Genomic DNA, 12,432 nt, shown 5'->3' on the forward strand with positions numbered 1-12,432 from the left:
TGCTGGTGCGCGTGTTGCTGGTGCGCGGCGCGGGCACGGATGAGCGTAACGCCGACACCGGACAGCCCATAGGCTCCGGTTGCATGGTTCATGTACTGAGCGGCAGGGTCCTGATCCGTCCCCTCGACCCGGAGCGGTCCCGGATCTTCTACGGCGAACGGCTCGGCCTCGCCGTCCACCGCGAGTTCGGGACGGGACCGGATCGGGGCACGGTCTACTTCCTCGGCGGCGGGTTCCTGGAGCTGTCGGGACGGGCCGAGGAGCCGCCGTCGCCGTCCGTACGGCTGTGGCTCCAGGTGGCGGATGTGACTGCCGCGCACGAGGAGATGGTGTCGCGGGGAGTCGAGATCGTCCGGCCGCCGGTGAAGGAGGCGTGGGGGCTGGTGGAGATGTGGATCGCCGATCCGGACGGTACGCGGATCGTGCTGGTGGAGGTACCGGCGGACCATCCGCTGCGGTACCGGCCCGGTATCTGAGGCCTCCGGGGGGCGCACTGGGGTGCGGTGCCGGAGTGCCGGGACTAGCGTGCTGCGTGGAGAACAGGCAGTGGACCGCACACGCCCTCAGGACACGCCCCGCGGAAGGCCGTGACGCCATGAAGTTCGACAAGCCCGTGACCGGCGGACCCTGCTGGGTCGAGTTGGGCACCACCGACCTGGAGGCGACCCAGCGCTTCTACGCGGACCTCTTCGGCTGGCGGCCGGAGACGGACACGCGCGAGGAGATGGGCGGCTACACGATCGCCCACCTCGGGGACGCCCCGGTCGCCGCGTTCGTGCCGCTGGGCGAGGAGAAGGGGCCCGTCTCCTGGTACGTGACCTTCGCCGTGGCGGACGTGGACGCGACCCTGGCGAAGCTGCGGGCGGCGGGCGGTTCGGTGGCCATGGAGTCCGGGGACGTGCCGGGGATGGGGCGGTTCGCGTCGGCCGCCGATCCCGACGGCGCGGCTTTCCAGCTGTGGCAGGACAAGGGCTTCGCGGGTGCGGGCCTGTTGAACGCCCCCGGCACGCTCGGCTGGGTGGAACTGGCGGCACGAGACACCGAGCAGGCGCAGGCCTTCTACACCGGGGTACTCGGCTGGTCGGTCACGTCGACCCCCCAGTACACGCACTTCGGCGTCGAGGGCGCCGAGTTCGGCGGAATGCTCGCGATGAGCGACATGTACCCGCCCGGGACACCCTCGCACTGGCTCCCGTACTTCGCGGTCGAGGACGTGGACACCTCGGCGGACACGGCCACCCGAGCGGGGGCCACGATCGCGATGGAGCCCACGAGCATCCCGAACGGCCCGCGCATCGCGGTGCTTCGGGATCCGGGCGGCGCGGCGTTCGGCATCCACCGGGAAGCTACGGAGGGCTGATACGGGCCCACCGCGCGCGGGAGCGGTGTCCGGGCCAGGTGCGCGAGCGGCATCCCGGCCGGAGTGCGGTGTCCGAGTCGGCGTCCACGGTCACCTTCGGGAGCCGGAACACCCCGCTCGGGTTGCCGACCCTCCGGGGGGGCAGGATGCCGGAGCCCCGCGCAAGAGGACGCGCGTGTACGACCCTGTCGTGGCCGAGGTCGCCGCACGCGGGGTGACCGTCCACCGCGGGTGGTGTCCGGGCAACCGGCGGCCACTTCACCGGGAGTCGGCGGAGAGCTGAACCGGCACCGCCGCGCGCGGACTCACGCGCCCAGTACGACAGTGATGTCCGGGCCTCCACCCGAGGCGATCGCTCCCGCGTACGGGGGGGGAGGCGGCCCGCCGACAGGCACCCCAGCGGGAGCCGACCGCGGGCTGAACCGGCCCAGCCGCGCGCGGACTCAGGCACCCGGCGCGGGACCAATGTTCGGGCCCCGCACACGGGGTGGCTGTCTCCCCCAGCTGGTGATCAGCCTCCGGAACGCCAACTCCCCGGCAGTCGGCCAAGGGCCGCCCCGCACGGACCGCGTCCGGACCACCCTGCAGCCACTCCCCGGCAGCCGTCGATCAGAACCGCAACGCCCCCAGCCGCCCCTCCAACCTACCGAGCAACTCCCCCAGCAGTCCCGCCAGTTCGCGCTGTCCGGTGCCGTCGAGGCCGGACAGTACCGCCGTCTCGTACGTGAGCTGCTCGGGCAGGACTCCGTCGACCAGGTCTCGGCCGGCTTCCGTCAGGCGGACGTGGGCCACTCTGCGGTCCCGGGTGTCGCCTCGCCGTTCGACCAGGCCCCGTTCGGTCAGCTGCTTGAGTCGCTTGGTGACGGCCGCCCCGGAGGAGAAGGTCTCGCGGGTGAGTTCGCTCGGGGTCAGTTCGTGGCCGGTACGCCGGAGCGCGCCCAGCAGGTCGAACTCGGGGCGGGTGAGCCCGACCCGGCGCAGCGGGGCGTCCTCGGCCTGCTGGAGGAGGGCGGCGCAGCGGTTGATCCGGCCGATGATCTCCATGGGCCCGGTGTCGAGGCCGGGGTGGACGGCCTGCCACTGCCGGACGACTCCTGCCACGGTGTCGTCCGCCGGACCGAGGAAGGCGCGCGACCCGGTGACTGTCCCCTCGGCCGCCGCGCCCGCCCCGGGCGCCGTGCCCCCGTTCACTGCCGTCATGGCCGTACGTCCTCCGTCGCCCTGTCATCCGTTCAGCTGTCCGTACGGCGGCAGCAGCCGCCCAGCGTCTGTCGTCGCATTCCCGTTCGGCCGCCCCGGAGGGCGGGCCCGGCGGCTTCAGGCAGGCGGGAACTTGCCGACAGACCCTAGGGGCGCCGCCCCGGACCTCGTGCCGTCGCCGCGAGCGTACGGTGTCCGGACCGCTCGGCGAGCACGACCCGCTCCTGGGGCCGGGTGCGCTGCCACCACTCGCCGGCCGCCGTGTCGGCGGTGGTCCGCAGGTCGGCGAGGGCGACGGCGAGGCCACGACGCGCCTCGTCCAGGTTTTCGGGTACAGGATGTACGTCCGTCAGAGCGCGTTCCGCGCGGGTGCGGGCATGCTCGACGGCCGTGAGCGCGTGCTCCACATGGTCGCCGGCGCGGTGGTTGGTGACCGCGACGGCGGCGACGAAACCGAGCAGCGCGCCGACGAACGTGTCGACGATCCGTTCGGTCATCAGCCGCCCGGGTTCCTGGAACCCCGCGAACTCGGTGACCAGCAGCGCCATCGGGGTCACACAGACGCTGCCGAGCCAGTAGTTGCGGCTCATCAGCGCCTCGGCGCCGAAGTTGAGGACGAGGCAGCACAGGACGAGGGCGACCGGGCCGAGGTGAGCCAGCGGTACGACTGCGGCGAAGAGCAGTACCCCGGCCAGGTTGCCGACGGTCCGCTGCACCGCCCGGTTCCAGGTGAGCGTGACGTTGGCCTGGTAGAGGGAGGCCGCGGTGACCAGGGCCCAGTAGGGGCGGCCGACACCGAGGGCGAGGGAGGCGTAGCCCGCGAGGGCGCAGCCGAGCGCGGTGCGTACGGCGAAAGGTGCGAGGGGGCCGAGTCGGGACCACAACGGCTGGGGTGGGGTGGTGAGTTCGGTGGCGCTCGGCCCTTCGTTCAACCGCGCGTCGGGGGTCGGGACTCGTCCGCCGCCGCGCAACTGTTCTGCCCAGGCGCGCAGTTCGTCCGGCCGGGAAACGGTGGGTGTGGCGAGTGTGAACTCGGCGCGCAGGAGCAGCCGTTGGACGGCCTGGCGGGTCGCGGCCCGCGCTGTACCCTTCCGCCCGCCCGCCGACGCCAGCGTCTGCCGGGCCGCCTGGACCGCGGTCTCGGCGGCGAGACGCGAGCGGACGTGGCCGTGGCCGCCGACGCCCGCGCCACCGCCGTACGCCTCGGTGTGGGCGGCGACCGCGTTCAGGGCATGGGCCGTGGCCCGGCGCTCCGGGCCGTGCGGGCGGACCAGTCCGGGTGCCATGCCGACCAGCCAGGCCCAGACCCCCGCCCCGGCGGCCAGCGCCAGATGGCCGGGTACCTGGCCGAGGGTCTGCGGGGCGAACAGTGCGGCGGACGAGACGAAGGTGAGGACCACGTTCGCGGGCGGGCCGACGCGGGTGGCGTCGCACAGCGTCTTCTGCACGGCCGCCAGCAGCGCGCCCACGGTGACCAGGACGACCGCGTCGCCGGTGAGCGAGGCGGTGACGAGGGCGACGGCGAGTCCGGTGAGCATCCCGAGGACCACTCCCGCGAGGACGCGGGCCCGGGCGGCGTACGGGCGGTTGTGGGCGTAGAGCGCGCACAGGGCGCCGGCCATCGCGTACATCGCCAGGTCGAGACGGTCGAGCGCGGCGAGGGTGAGACAGGGCGGGGCGACGGCGGCGATCACGCTGAGGGCCGGTTTGAACCAGATGTCCGAGGGGCGGCCGGCGCGCAGCACACCGGTCAGCGAGAGGCGTCGTACGGGCGCGGTGGCGACGGAATCTGGGCTCACCCTTGAAGATTAGCAGGTGTTTTACTCGTAAAATATACACCCTCACCTGCGGTGCTCCCGCCTACGCTCCCCCGCGTACACCCTTGCGCTCGTATGCGCACCGCCCGGCGCGGGCATCCCTTCAGCTGAGGTTCGGGGTCGAGGGGGAGGTACGTGTGCACGGTCCGGCTTCGCCCGGGTGGCTGCTGGTCGCGTTGTGCGCGGCGGCCGGGGCGTACTGCCTGCTGCGGATGCGCAGCGCCGTCGAGGAGCAGCGCAGGGCCGCGGGCGGTGAGGCGCTGATGGGCTTCGGCATGGCCGCGATGGCCGTGCCGGCCGCCGTCCTCACCCCGCCGCGCTGGGCCTGGCTGGTGTACGCGGCCGTGTTCGGGACCGCCGCGCTGCACGCCCTGTGGGCGACGCGCGCCGGCCCGCACCATCTGCACCACCTGATGGGCGCGTTCGCCATGGCCTACATGGCCGCCGCGATGGCGGCGGCACCGGGCCACCACCACGGCACGGGCGGCTCCGGAGTCCCGCCGCTGACAACGGCGTTGCTCCTCTACTTCACCGGGTACGTGCTGCTGTCCGGCGTCCGCCTGCTGTCCGTACCGGTCCTGGCCGTCGGCCACGGCGGCGGCTCCGGGACAGTGAGCCCGCTCGGCTGGGGCGACCGGCCCGAACTGGCGCGCGCCTGCCGGTTGTCGATGGGTATCGCGACGGTGGCCATGCTGCTGACGCTCTGACTGTACGAATCCGTGGTCTGCGTCACTTTGCCGCGACGGACCGTAGGTCCGAGCGCCGCCGCGCTCATAGGGTGCACCCATGATGGTCCCCGCAGCACTGTTGCTGCTCGGCGCGCTCACCGCCGTCGTCGCCCCACGACTGCTCGCCCGCGCCGACTGGCCGGACCGCGAACCGGTGGTCGCCCTGTGGGTGTGGCAGTGCGTCGTGGCGGCCGTGCTCATGTGCTGCGCCCTGTCGATGACGTTGAGCGCGGCGGCGGCCTGGCAGGCCGTGCGCGGCCATGTGTTCGCCCCGGCCCCGCACGCGGTCGTGGAGGCGTACGTCCTCGGCGCCTCCCGGCCCTGGGCGGCGGCAACTGCCGTGGTGCTCGCCTGCGGTGGCCTGTGGACGGCGGCGATGCTGGTCCGCGAGGTCGTACGGGCCCGCCGTCGGCGCCGGTCCAGACATACCGAACTCCTTGTGCGGGCCCCGCTGTTGCCCGGCGAGGAGCCGCGTCCCGACCGGCTCGTGGTGCTGGAGGGCGAGCGCGCCGACGCCTGGTGGCTGACCGGCGCCGCACCCGGCCTCGTCGTCACCACGGCCGCGCTGCGCCGTCTCAAGGGGGACCAGCTGGACGCCGTACTCGCGCACGAGCAGGGACACGCGCGGGCCCGGCACGACTGGCTGCTGCACTGCTCGGGGGCGCTGGCCAACGGGTTTCCGCAGGTGCCGGTCTTCGCCTCGTTCCAGGACGAGATGCACCGGCTGGTGGAACTCGCCGCCGACGACATGGCCTCCCGCCGCTTCGGCCGACTCACGACCGCCCTCGCCCTGGTCGAACTCAACGAGGACCGGGGTGTGTTCGGCCCGTCCCCGACCCCGCAGTCCCATCTCCCGCTGCGCGTCCACCGGTTGCTGACCGCGCCGGACCGCCTGCCGCCGTTCCGCAGGCTGCGGCTGACGGCAGCCGCGGCCCTGGTCCCGGTGGTTCCCGTACTGGTGGCATTCGTCCCGGGATTGCGGGCACTCGGCTAGTCATGCCGGCCCCCGCCATTCCCTCGGTTGGCCTCCTACCCCATGGGTCGGCGAGGATCGCACCATGCCCACCACGCACCTCGTCCCCCGAATCCGGCGCTCCGTCCGTCATCCGGCCGCCCGCGTCGCCGTCGCCCTGGCGCTCGCCGCCGCGTTACTGCTGACCCTGGTCGCGGTGGACTGGCACCCGCTGATCACCCTCGACGGCGACCTCGCGCGCGCCACGCACCGCTGGGCGGTCGACGAACCCGGGCTCACGCACGCGTTCCGGATCCTCACGGACTGGGTGTGGGACCCGCTGACGATGCGGCTGCTGTGCACGGCGGTGGCGGTGTGGCTGGTGTGGCGGCACTCCGCGTGGTGGCTCGCGGTGTGGCTGGTGGTCACCTGTGCACTGGGCACGGTGCTCCAGCAGGTCCTGAAGGCGGCGGTCGGCCGCGCCCGCCCCGTCTGGCCCGATCCGCTCGACTCCGCGCACTACGCGGCCTTCCCCTCCGGCCACGCCATGACCGCGACGGTGTCGTGCGGCCTCCTGCTGTGGCTGCTGCGCCGGTTCGGCGCCACGCAAGTCGTGTGGCGTACGGCGGTCACCGTGGCGGTGGTGTCGGTGCTGGGCGCCGGGCTGACCCGGATCTGGCTCGGCGTCCACTGGCCGACGGACGTGCTCGGCGGCTGGCTCCTGGGGGCGCTCGTGGTGGCGCTGGCGGTACTGGCGTACGAGCGGTACGGGAGGGCGTCCGACCGGCTCTGACCTCGCGGGTCACGCGCCCACGGGTCCGCGGGCCCCGGCCGGACGCCCGGGTAGAGTCCGGCACATGGCTGCCGTGCTGTTCGACTTCTCCGGGACCCTCTTCCGTATCGAGTCCACCGAGTCCTGGCTGCGCGCCGTACTCGCCGAGCAGGGTCTCGTACCGCCCGAGCCGGAAATCGTGGCGTCGGCGCGGGCGTTGGAGGCGGCGGGCGCGCTGCCGGGCGGGGCCTCCCCGCAGCGGCTGCCCGAGGAAGTGGCCGCCGTGTGGGACATCCGGGACCAGAGCGCCGAGCTGCACCGGGCCGCGTACACCGGGCTCGCCCGTCAAGTGCCGCTCCCCGACCTGGCGTTGTACGACGCCCTGTACGAGCGGCACATGGCACCGGACGCGTGGGCCCCGTACCCGGACGCCGCCGAGGTGCTCGGCGCGCTGCGGGAGCGCGGGATCTCCGTCGGGGTGGTCAGCAACATCGGGTGGGACCTGCGTCCCGTGTTCCGGGCGCACGGGCTGGACGAGTTCGTCGACGCGTACGTCCTGTCGTACGAGCACGGCGTCCAGAAGCCGGACCCGCGTCTGTTCAAGGTCGCCTGCGACGCGCTCGCGGTCGCCCCGCAGGACGTGCTGATGGTCGGCGACGACCGGCGCGCGGACGGTGGCGCGGCGGATCTGGGCTGCGCGGTGCACTTCGTGGACCATCTGCCGGTGGTGGAACGGCCGGACGGGCTGCGGCGGGTGCTGGATCTGGCCGGCTGAGACCGCAATCCGGGAAATCCGGCGGAGGTTTGTTGGATGTTCGGAGTGAGTCCGGGAAAAGGGCACGCCGGTCTGAGGTGATCCCCCGCGTCACCCCAGACAGGCGGCCGTCCGAAATCGCCCCCGTTCGGGGGTGTTTCGGCTGCTTCGACCCTTGCCAGCTGACAAAAAGTCAATGCAGAGGTAACAGCATGTCCCGCCCCGGCTCCTCGGTCAATGAGGAATCTCCCCGGCCTTGCCCGGACATGCGCGTCCCGCCGGACACCGGGGTGCCCGACGGGACGCGGAAAGAGCCGGAGAGGGACCGTGCGTGACGGTCAGTCGAAGTAGTCCGGCTGGGTCTGGACGTTCAGCTCGCCCACCCGGACCTTCTTGGCCGGGTCGGTGCGCCGGTCGCTGAGCTTCAGTACGTCGAAGCCCTTGGCGATGTCGTTGGAGTAGATGTAGCCGTTGTAGTAGTACGCCGACCACGGTCCTGCGGTCGTGACGCGGTCCGTGGTGATCGGGCCGCGCTCGAAGTAGGCGATCTCCTTGGGCTTCGCGGAGTTGGTGAAGTCCCAGACGGAGACACCGCCCTGGTACCAGGCCTGGACCATGATGTCCTTGCCCTTGACCGGGATCAGCGAGCCGTTGTGGGCCACGCAGACCTCGGTGTCCGCCTGGTAGCGCGGGATCTTGAAGTAGCTCTTGAAGACGAGCTTGCGCTTGTCGCCCTTGCCGACGATGTCGTAGATGCCGTCGGCCCCGCGGTTCGGCCCGATGGCCGCGTTGCAGGTGGCCGCGCCGCCGCCGCCCAACTCGTCGGTGAAGACGACCTTGTTGGCCTTCTGGTTGAAGGTCGCCGAGTGCCAGAACGCGAAGTTGACGTTGTCCTGGACGCGGTCGATGACCTTCGGGTGCTCCGGGTCCTTGATGGAGAACAGGATGCCGTCGCCCATGCAGGCGCCCGCCGCGAGGTCCTTGGAGGGCAGCACGGTGATGTCGTGGCAGCCGGTGGTCTTGGAGACGCCCGGATTGGTGGGCGAACCGGGGTTGCCGCCGCCGTCGGGGCCCTCACCGGGAAACAGGACCGGGAAGCCGACAACAGCCGCCGTTTCGGGGGCCTTTCGCGGCACCTTGATGATCGAGATGCCGTCGTGCGGGGGCTGGCAGTCGGGGAAGGCGGCGCTGGGCGAGTACGAGGAGACGTAGATGTAGACGTTCTTGCGCTCAGGCACCAGCGTGTGGGTGTGCGAGCCGCAGGCGGTCTCCACGGCGGCGACGTACTTCGGGTTCGCCTTGTCACTGATGTCGAAGATCTTCATGCCCTCCCACGACGACTTCTCGGTCGCGGGCTGCGAGACGCTGCTGCAACTGCTGTCGCTGCGCGAGGCGTCGGTGGACAGGAAGAGCAGGTTCCCGGAGACGGAGATGTCGTTCTGGCCGCCCGGGCAGAGCACCTGGGAGACGGTCTTCGGCGCCTTCGGGTTGCTGATGTCGAAGATACGGAAGCCGTCGTAGTTGCCGGAGAAGGCGTACTTCCCCTGGAACGCGAGGTCCGTATTGAGGCTGGGCAGCGCGTCCTTGGGGATGTTGGTGACGTGCGTGATGTTGTCCGAGTGGACGATCTCGTCCACCCCGGGTATCTCCCCCTCGGCCAGGGCCTTCTTGACCTGGCTCTGCACGCTCTGGGAGATCTCCTCCGACACCGTCGTGCCGTCCCCGGGGTCGGGGGTCGCGGCGGCGGGGCCTGCGGTCAGCAGCGCGGCCAGGAGTCCGGCCGCCGTGGCGACAACTCCCAGCCGTCTGCGCCGCGTTCGGGGATCGTTCAACAGGGTCACTGCTTCCTCCCTGGTAGCCGTTCGGGTCAGAACGGTTCACGGTCCTCCGAAGTATCGTCTTCATCATGCACCGATCAACAGTGGGCAATGCACTTGTAATGAAAGTTTCTGATCACCGGCGAGTGGAAGCGTGCTAGGACGGACACAGCACTCACGAGGTGTCCGTCAACTCAGCTGACCCAGGAGGTCGTTGTGCCCGTCCGCCGCGCGTCCCGTACCTTCCGCCCGGCCCTGGCCGTGCTCGCGCTGGCTCTCGCGGCCGGGGCCTGCGACTCGGGCTCGTCCTCCGACACGGACGCCAAGTCCGCGAAGGCGACGGGGCCTTCGGTGATCGCGCCCGGTCTGCCCGGCGAGGCGGCCAGGACGCTCACTCCGGAGGAGGCCAAGGCGGAGCTGCCGGACGACTCGCCCAACTCGGCGGACATCGCGTACGTCCGCAGGATGATCGAGCACCACGCGCAGGCGATCGAGATCACCGAACTCGTCCCGAAGCGCGCCGAGTCGAAGCCCGTGAAGCTGCTGGCCGAGCGCATAGCCGCCGCCCAGCGCCCCGAAATATCGGCCATGCAGGGCTGGTTGAAGGAGAACGGCGAGGACGAGAAGTCCACCGGGCACTCCCACGAGGCGATGCCCGGGATGGCGACCGAGGCGCAGCTCGCCAACTTGCGCGCGGCGAAGGGGAAGGCGTTCGACGAGCTGTTCCTGACCGTGATGATCACGCATCACGAGGGCGCGGTCACCATGGCCACGGAGGTGAAGGGTCAGGGCAACAACGTCCGGGTCGAGGAGATGGCCGACGACGTGATCGCCCAGCAGACGACGGAGATCAACCGGATGCGCGGGATGTAGCGCAGGCGAGTGAAATGTACGCCGGGCGACGGGAGTTGACCAGTTTGCCCGCCGCAACTCCCTTGCTCAGCGCCGAGCGTGACGAGGTGTCAGAAAGCCCTCGTCCCGGGCCTGGGAGATCAGCCTGAGGGAGCGGCGGCGGCTGCGCCCGGTCGCGCACATCACGGCGAGAACGGGGTCGGCGCCCTCTTCCTGGGCCGCCCGGTACTCCTCCGCGACCAGCCACCGCCCCTCGACACCCCGCGGCCAGGAGGGCCGGGCACGCCGGGGGCGCAGGTCGTCCGCATGACTCTCCGGGACCGCCACGGGTGCGTCCCCGCAGGTCTCGTAGAGCGGCCCCTCGATCCAGTCGGCGAGCGCCGCCAGGTCGTCGAGCGACAGCGCCGGCTGGGCCCGTACGTCCTCGATGGAGACGCCCGTCTCACGGACCACGGCGAGCAGGTCGACCTGGGCGCCGTCGTCGAAGGCGAGCCGGACGTCGAACCAGGCCGTCGTCGCCGAGTCCTCGTGCTCCTGCACTTCCCAGGCGGGCCGCACCCACACGGCACCTTCCGTGGGGCAGCGACCGGAAAGATTAAGAAAGGATGCTTCTAGCACATACGAAACGTAACCGCATGATCACTTTCCATACGAACGGACACGCGCGCCCGTTCCGCCCGGCACCCTGTCAGCGCAGCGCCCGCGGTGCGATCCTGAAGGTGTCAGCAACAGGGAGTTCCACCGCGTCCCGCAGTGAGGGGTTCCGCCGTGTTGCGTGTCGCCGTCGTGGGTTCGGGTCCGAGCGGGGTCTACACCGCGCAGAGTCTGGTCCAGCAGGACCCGGAGGTGCTGGTCGACGTCCTGGACCGGCTGCCGGCGCCGTACGGCCTGGTGCGGTACGGGGTGGCGCCGGACCACGAGAAGATCAAGTCGCTGCAGAACAACCTGCGTACGGTCCTGGAGCACGAGCGGGTGCGCTTCCTGGGCGGGGTCCGGATCGGCCCGGGCCCCGGTGAGCTGCCGGGCGCGCGGCTCCGCGGGCTGTACCACGCGGTGGTGTACTGCGTGGGCGCGGCCACCGACCGTCACCTCGGCATCCCCGGTGAGGAGCTGCCGGGCAGCTGGTCGGCGACCGAGTTCGTGGCCTGGTACAGCGCCCATCCGGACGCGGTCGACGACGGTTTCGTCGCCGGGGTGCGCTCGGCGGTGGTCATCGGCGTCGGGAACGTGGCGGTGGACGTGTCCCGGATGCTGGCACGCGGCCCGGCCGAGCTGAGCCCGACGGACATCCCGCAGGCGGCACTCACGGCTCTGACCGCGAGCCGGGTGACCGACGTCCACATGGTGGGCCGACGCGGCCCGTCCCAGGCCCGCTTCACCACGAAGGAACTGCGCGAACTGGGCACGCTGCCGGACACCCAGGTCGTCGTGGACGAGGCCGACTTGACCTTGGACCCGGGCGCCACGGACCCGTCCACCCTCCCGGCCGCCCAGCGCCGCAACGTGGAGGCACTGCGCGCCTGGGCCACCCTGCCTCCGCCCGCCGCAACCCGCCGCATCCACCTGCACTTCTTCCGCCGCCCGGTCGCACTCCTCGCCACCGGCGGCCACGTGAGTGCCGTCCGCTTCGAACACACGGTCCCGGACGGCACCGGAGGCGTGACGGGCACAGGCGAGTACGAGGACATCGAGGCCCAGCTGATCCTCCGCTCGGTCGGCTACCGAGGTGTCCCCCTCGACGGACTCCCCTTCGACTCGGCCCAGGGCACGGTCCCCCACCTCGCGGGCCGAGTCCTGCGCGACGGCACCCCCTCCCCCGGCGAATACGTGGCCGGCTGGATAAAGCGCGGCCCGACCGGCGTCATCGGCACCAACCGCCCCTGCGCGAAGGAGACGGCGACCTCGTTGCTGGCGGACGCCGCAGTACTCGTACAGCGGGAGCGACCCGGGGACCCGCTGACGGTACTGCGAGCGGAGGGGCTCAGCCCGGTCGAGTGGGAGGGCTGGCGATCAATAGAGCGAGCCGAGGCGGAACTGGGCGCCGCGCTGGGCAGGAGCGTAGTAAAGCTCCCCGACTGGACCTCCCTGATGCTGGCGGCAAGGGCCAGCGCCACCCCCTGAGGGGCGCGGGGCTGCATTCGATTGCGGCTCCGCCGTGGGGCGCGCCCAGCCCCCACCGG

General features: G+C 71.7%; 12 protein-coding genes. 8 read left to right on the forward strand and 4 right to left on the reverse strand.

Features of this window, described 5'->3' with window-relative positions; all coding sequences use genetic code 11:
• Positions 1-83: 83 nt before the first annotated feature.
• Both CW359_RS09295 and CW359_RS09300 read left to right on the forward strand, forming a co-directional pair.
• Positions 84-476 (forward strand): VOC family protein, encoded by a 393-nt coding sequence (locus CW359_RS09295; protein ID WP_105969587.1) that lies wholly within the window; start codon positions 84-86, stop codon positions 474-476.
• A gap of 119 nt (positions 477-595) precedes the next feature.
• Complete coding sequence (locus CW359_RS09300) at positions 596-1,360, forward strand: VOC family protein (RefSeq protein WP_105969339.1); 765 nt, start codon at positions 596-598, stop codon at positions 1,358-1,360.
• Between the two features lie 609 nt (positions 1,361-1,969).
• On the opposite strand, the gene CW359_RS09305 is transcribed toward CW359_RS09300, so the two are convergent.
• Together CW359_RS09305 and CW359_RS09310 are read right to left on the reverse strand one after the other, a co-directional pair.
• A complete protein-coding gene (locus tag CW359_RS09305; RefSeq protein ID WP_105969340.1) occupies positions 1,970-2,560 on the reverse strand; it encodes a MarR family winged helix-turn-helix transcriptional regulator in 591 nt (196 codons plus the stop codon).
• 146 nt (positions 2,561-2,706) lie between these two features.
• Positions 2,707-4,359, reverse strand: a complete 1,653-nt coding sequence (locus CW359_RS09310) for an FUSC family protein (protein WP_232838316.1) — start codon at positions 4,357-4,359, stop codon at positions 2,707-2,709.
• A 155-nt stretch (positions 4,360-4,514) separates the two neighbouring features.
• Here CW359_RS09310 and CW359_RS09315 point away from each other — a divergent pair, with 155 nt between their 5' ends.
• The 4 genes from CW359_RS09315 (at position 4,515) to CW359_RS09330 (ending at position 7,604) form a co-directional block, all read left to right on the forward strand.
• Complete coding sequence (locus CW359_RS09315; protein ID WP_105969342.1) at positions 4,515-5,084, forward strand: DUF5134 domain-containing protein; 570 nt, start codon at positions 4,515-4,517, stop codon at positions 5,082-5,084.
• A 79-nt stretch (positions 5,085-5,163) separates the two neighbouring features.
• Positions 5,164-6,099 carry a M56 family metallopeptidase gene (locus CW359_RS09320; RefSeq protein ID WP_105969343.1) on the forward strand — a complete coding sequence of 312 codons (936 nt, stop codon included), beginning with the start codon at positions 5,164-5,166 and terminating at the stop codon, positions 6,097-6,099.
• Positions 6,100-6,163: 64 nt separating this feature from the next.
• On the forward strand, positions 6,164-6,850 hold the full coding sequence (locus CW359_RS09325) for a phosphatase PAP2 family protein (RefSeq protein WP_105969344.1): 687 nt from the start codon (positions 6,164-6,166) through the stop codon (positions 6,848-6,850).
• Between the two features lie 64 nt (positions 6,851-6,914).
• Entirely contained in the window at positions 6,915-7,604 is a 690-nt protein-coding gene (locus tag CW359_RS09330; protein WP_105969345.1) for an HAD family hydrolase, read from the forward strand.
• A gap of 317 nt (positions 7,605-7,921) precedes the next feature.
• On the opposite strand, the gene CW359_RS09335 is transcribed toward CW359_RS09330, so the two are convergent.
• Positions 7,922-9,424, reverse strand: a complete 1,503-nt coding sequence (locus tag CW359_RS09335) for an LVIVD repeat-containing protein (protein ID WP_105969346.1) — start codon at positions 9,422-9,424, stop codon at positions 7,922-7,924.
• 192 nt (positions 9,425-9,616) lie between these two features.
• Between CW359_RS09335 and CW359_RS09340 the strand changes: the two genes are divergently transcribed.
• Positions 9,617-10,273 (forward strand): DUF305 domain-containing protein, encoded by a 657-nt coding sequence (locus CW359_RS09340; protein WP_105969347.1) that lies wholly within the window; start codon positions 9,617-9,619, stop codon positions 10,271-10,273.
• 66 nt (positions 10,274-10,339) lie between these two features.
• Here the strand turns inward: CW359_RS09340 and CW359_RS09345 are convergent, their stop codons facing one another.
• Positions 10,340-10,816: a DUF6214 family protein gene (locus CW359_RS09345; RefSeq protein WP_105969348.1), complete on the reverse strand. Its 477-nt coding sequence runs from the start codon at positions 10,814-10,816 to the stop codon at positions 10,340-10,342.
• 204 nt (positions 10,817-11,020) lie between these two features.
• On the opposite strand from CW359_RS09345, the gene CW359_RS09350 reads away from it, so the two are divergent.
• On the forward strand, positions 11,021-12,373 hold the full coding sequence (locus tag CW359_RS09350; RefSeq protein ID WP_105969349.1) for an FAD-dependent oxidoreductase: 1,353 nt from the start codon (positions 11,021-11,023) through the stop codon (positions 12,371-12,373).
• The last annotated feature ends 59 nt before the right edge of the window (positions 12,374-12,432 follow it).

The sequence above is a fragment of the Streptomyces geranii genome, assembly GCF_002954775.1.
Lineage (GTDB): Bacteria > Actinomycetota > Actinomycetes > Streptomycetales > Streptomycetaceae > Streptomyces > Streptomyces geranii.

What these genes read in the sequence shown, in the direction of transcription:
- CW359_RS09325 (WP_105969344.1), top strand. Translation starts at nt 6,164, where the DNA reads ATGCCCACCACGCACCTCGTCCCCCGAATCCGGCGCTCCGTCCGTCAT.
- CW359_RS09295 (WP_105969587.1), top strand. Translation starts at nt 84, where the DNA reads ATGGTTCATGTACTGAGCGGCAGGGTCCTGATCCGTCCCCTCGACCCG.
- CW359_RS09330 (WP_105969345.1), top strand. Translation starts at nt 6,915, where the DNA reads ATGGCTGCCGTGCTGTTCGACTTCTCCGGGACCCTCTTCCGTATCGAG.
- CW359_RS09300 (WP_105969339.1), top strand. Translation starts at nt 596, where the DNA reads ATGAAGTTCGACAAGCCCGTGACCGGCGGACCCTGCTGGGTCGAGTTG.
- CW359_RS09320 (WP_105969343.1), top strand. Translation starts at nt 5,164, where the DNA reads ATGATGGTCCCCGCAGCACTGTTGCTGCTCGGCGCGCTCACCGCCGTC.
- CW359_RS09305 (WP_105969340.1), bottom strand. Translation starts at nt 2,560, where the DNA reads ATGACGGCAGTGAACGGGGGCACGGCGCCCGGGGCGGGCGCGGCGGCC.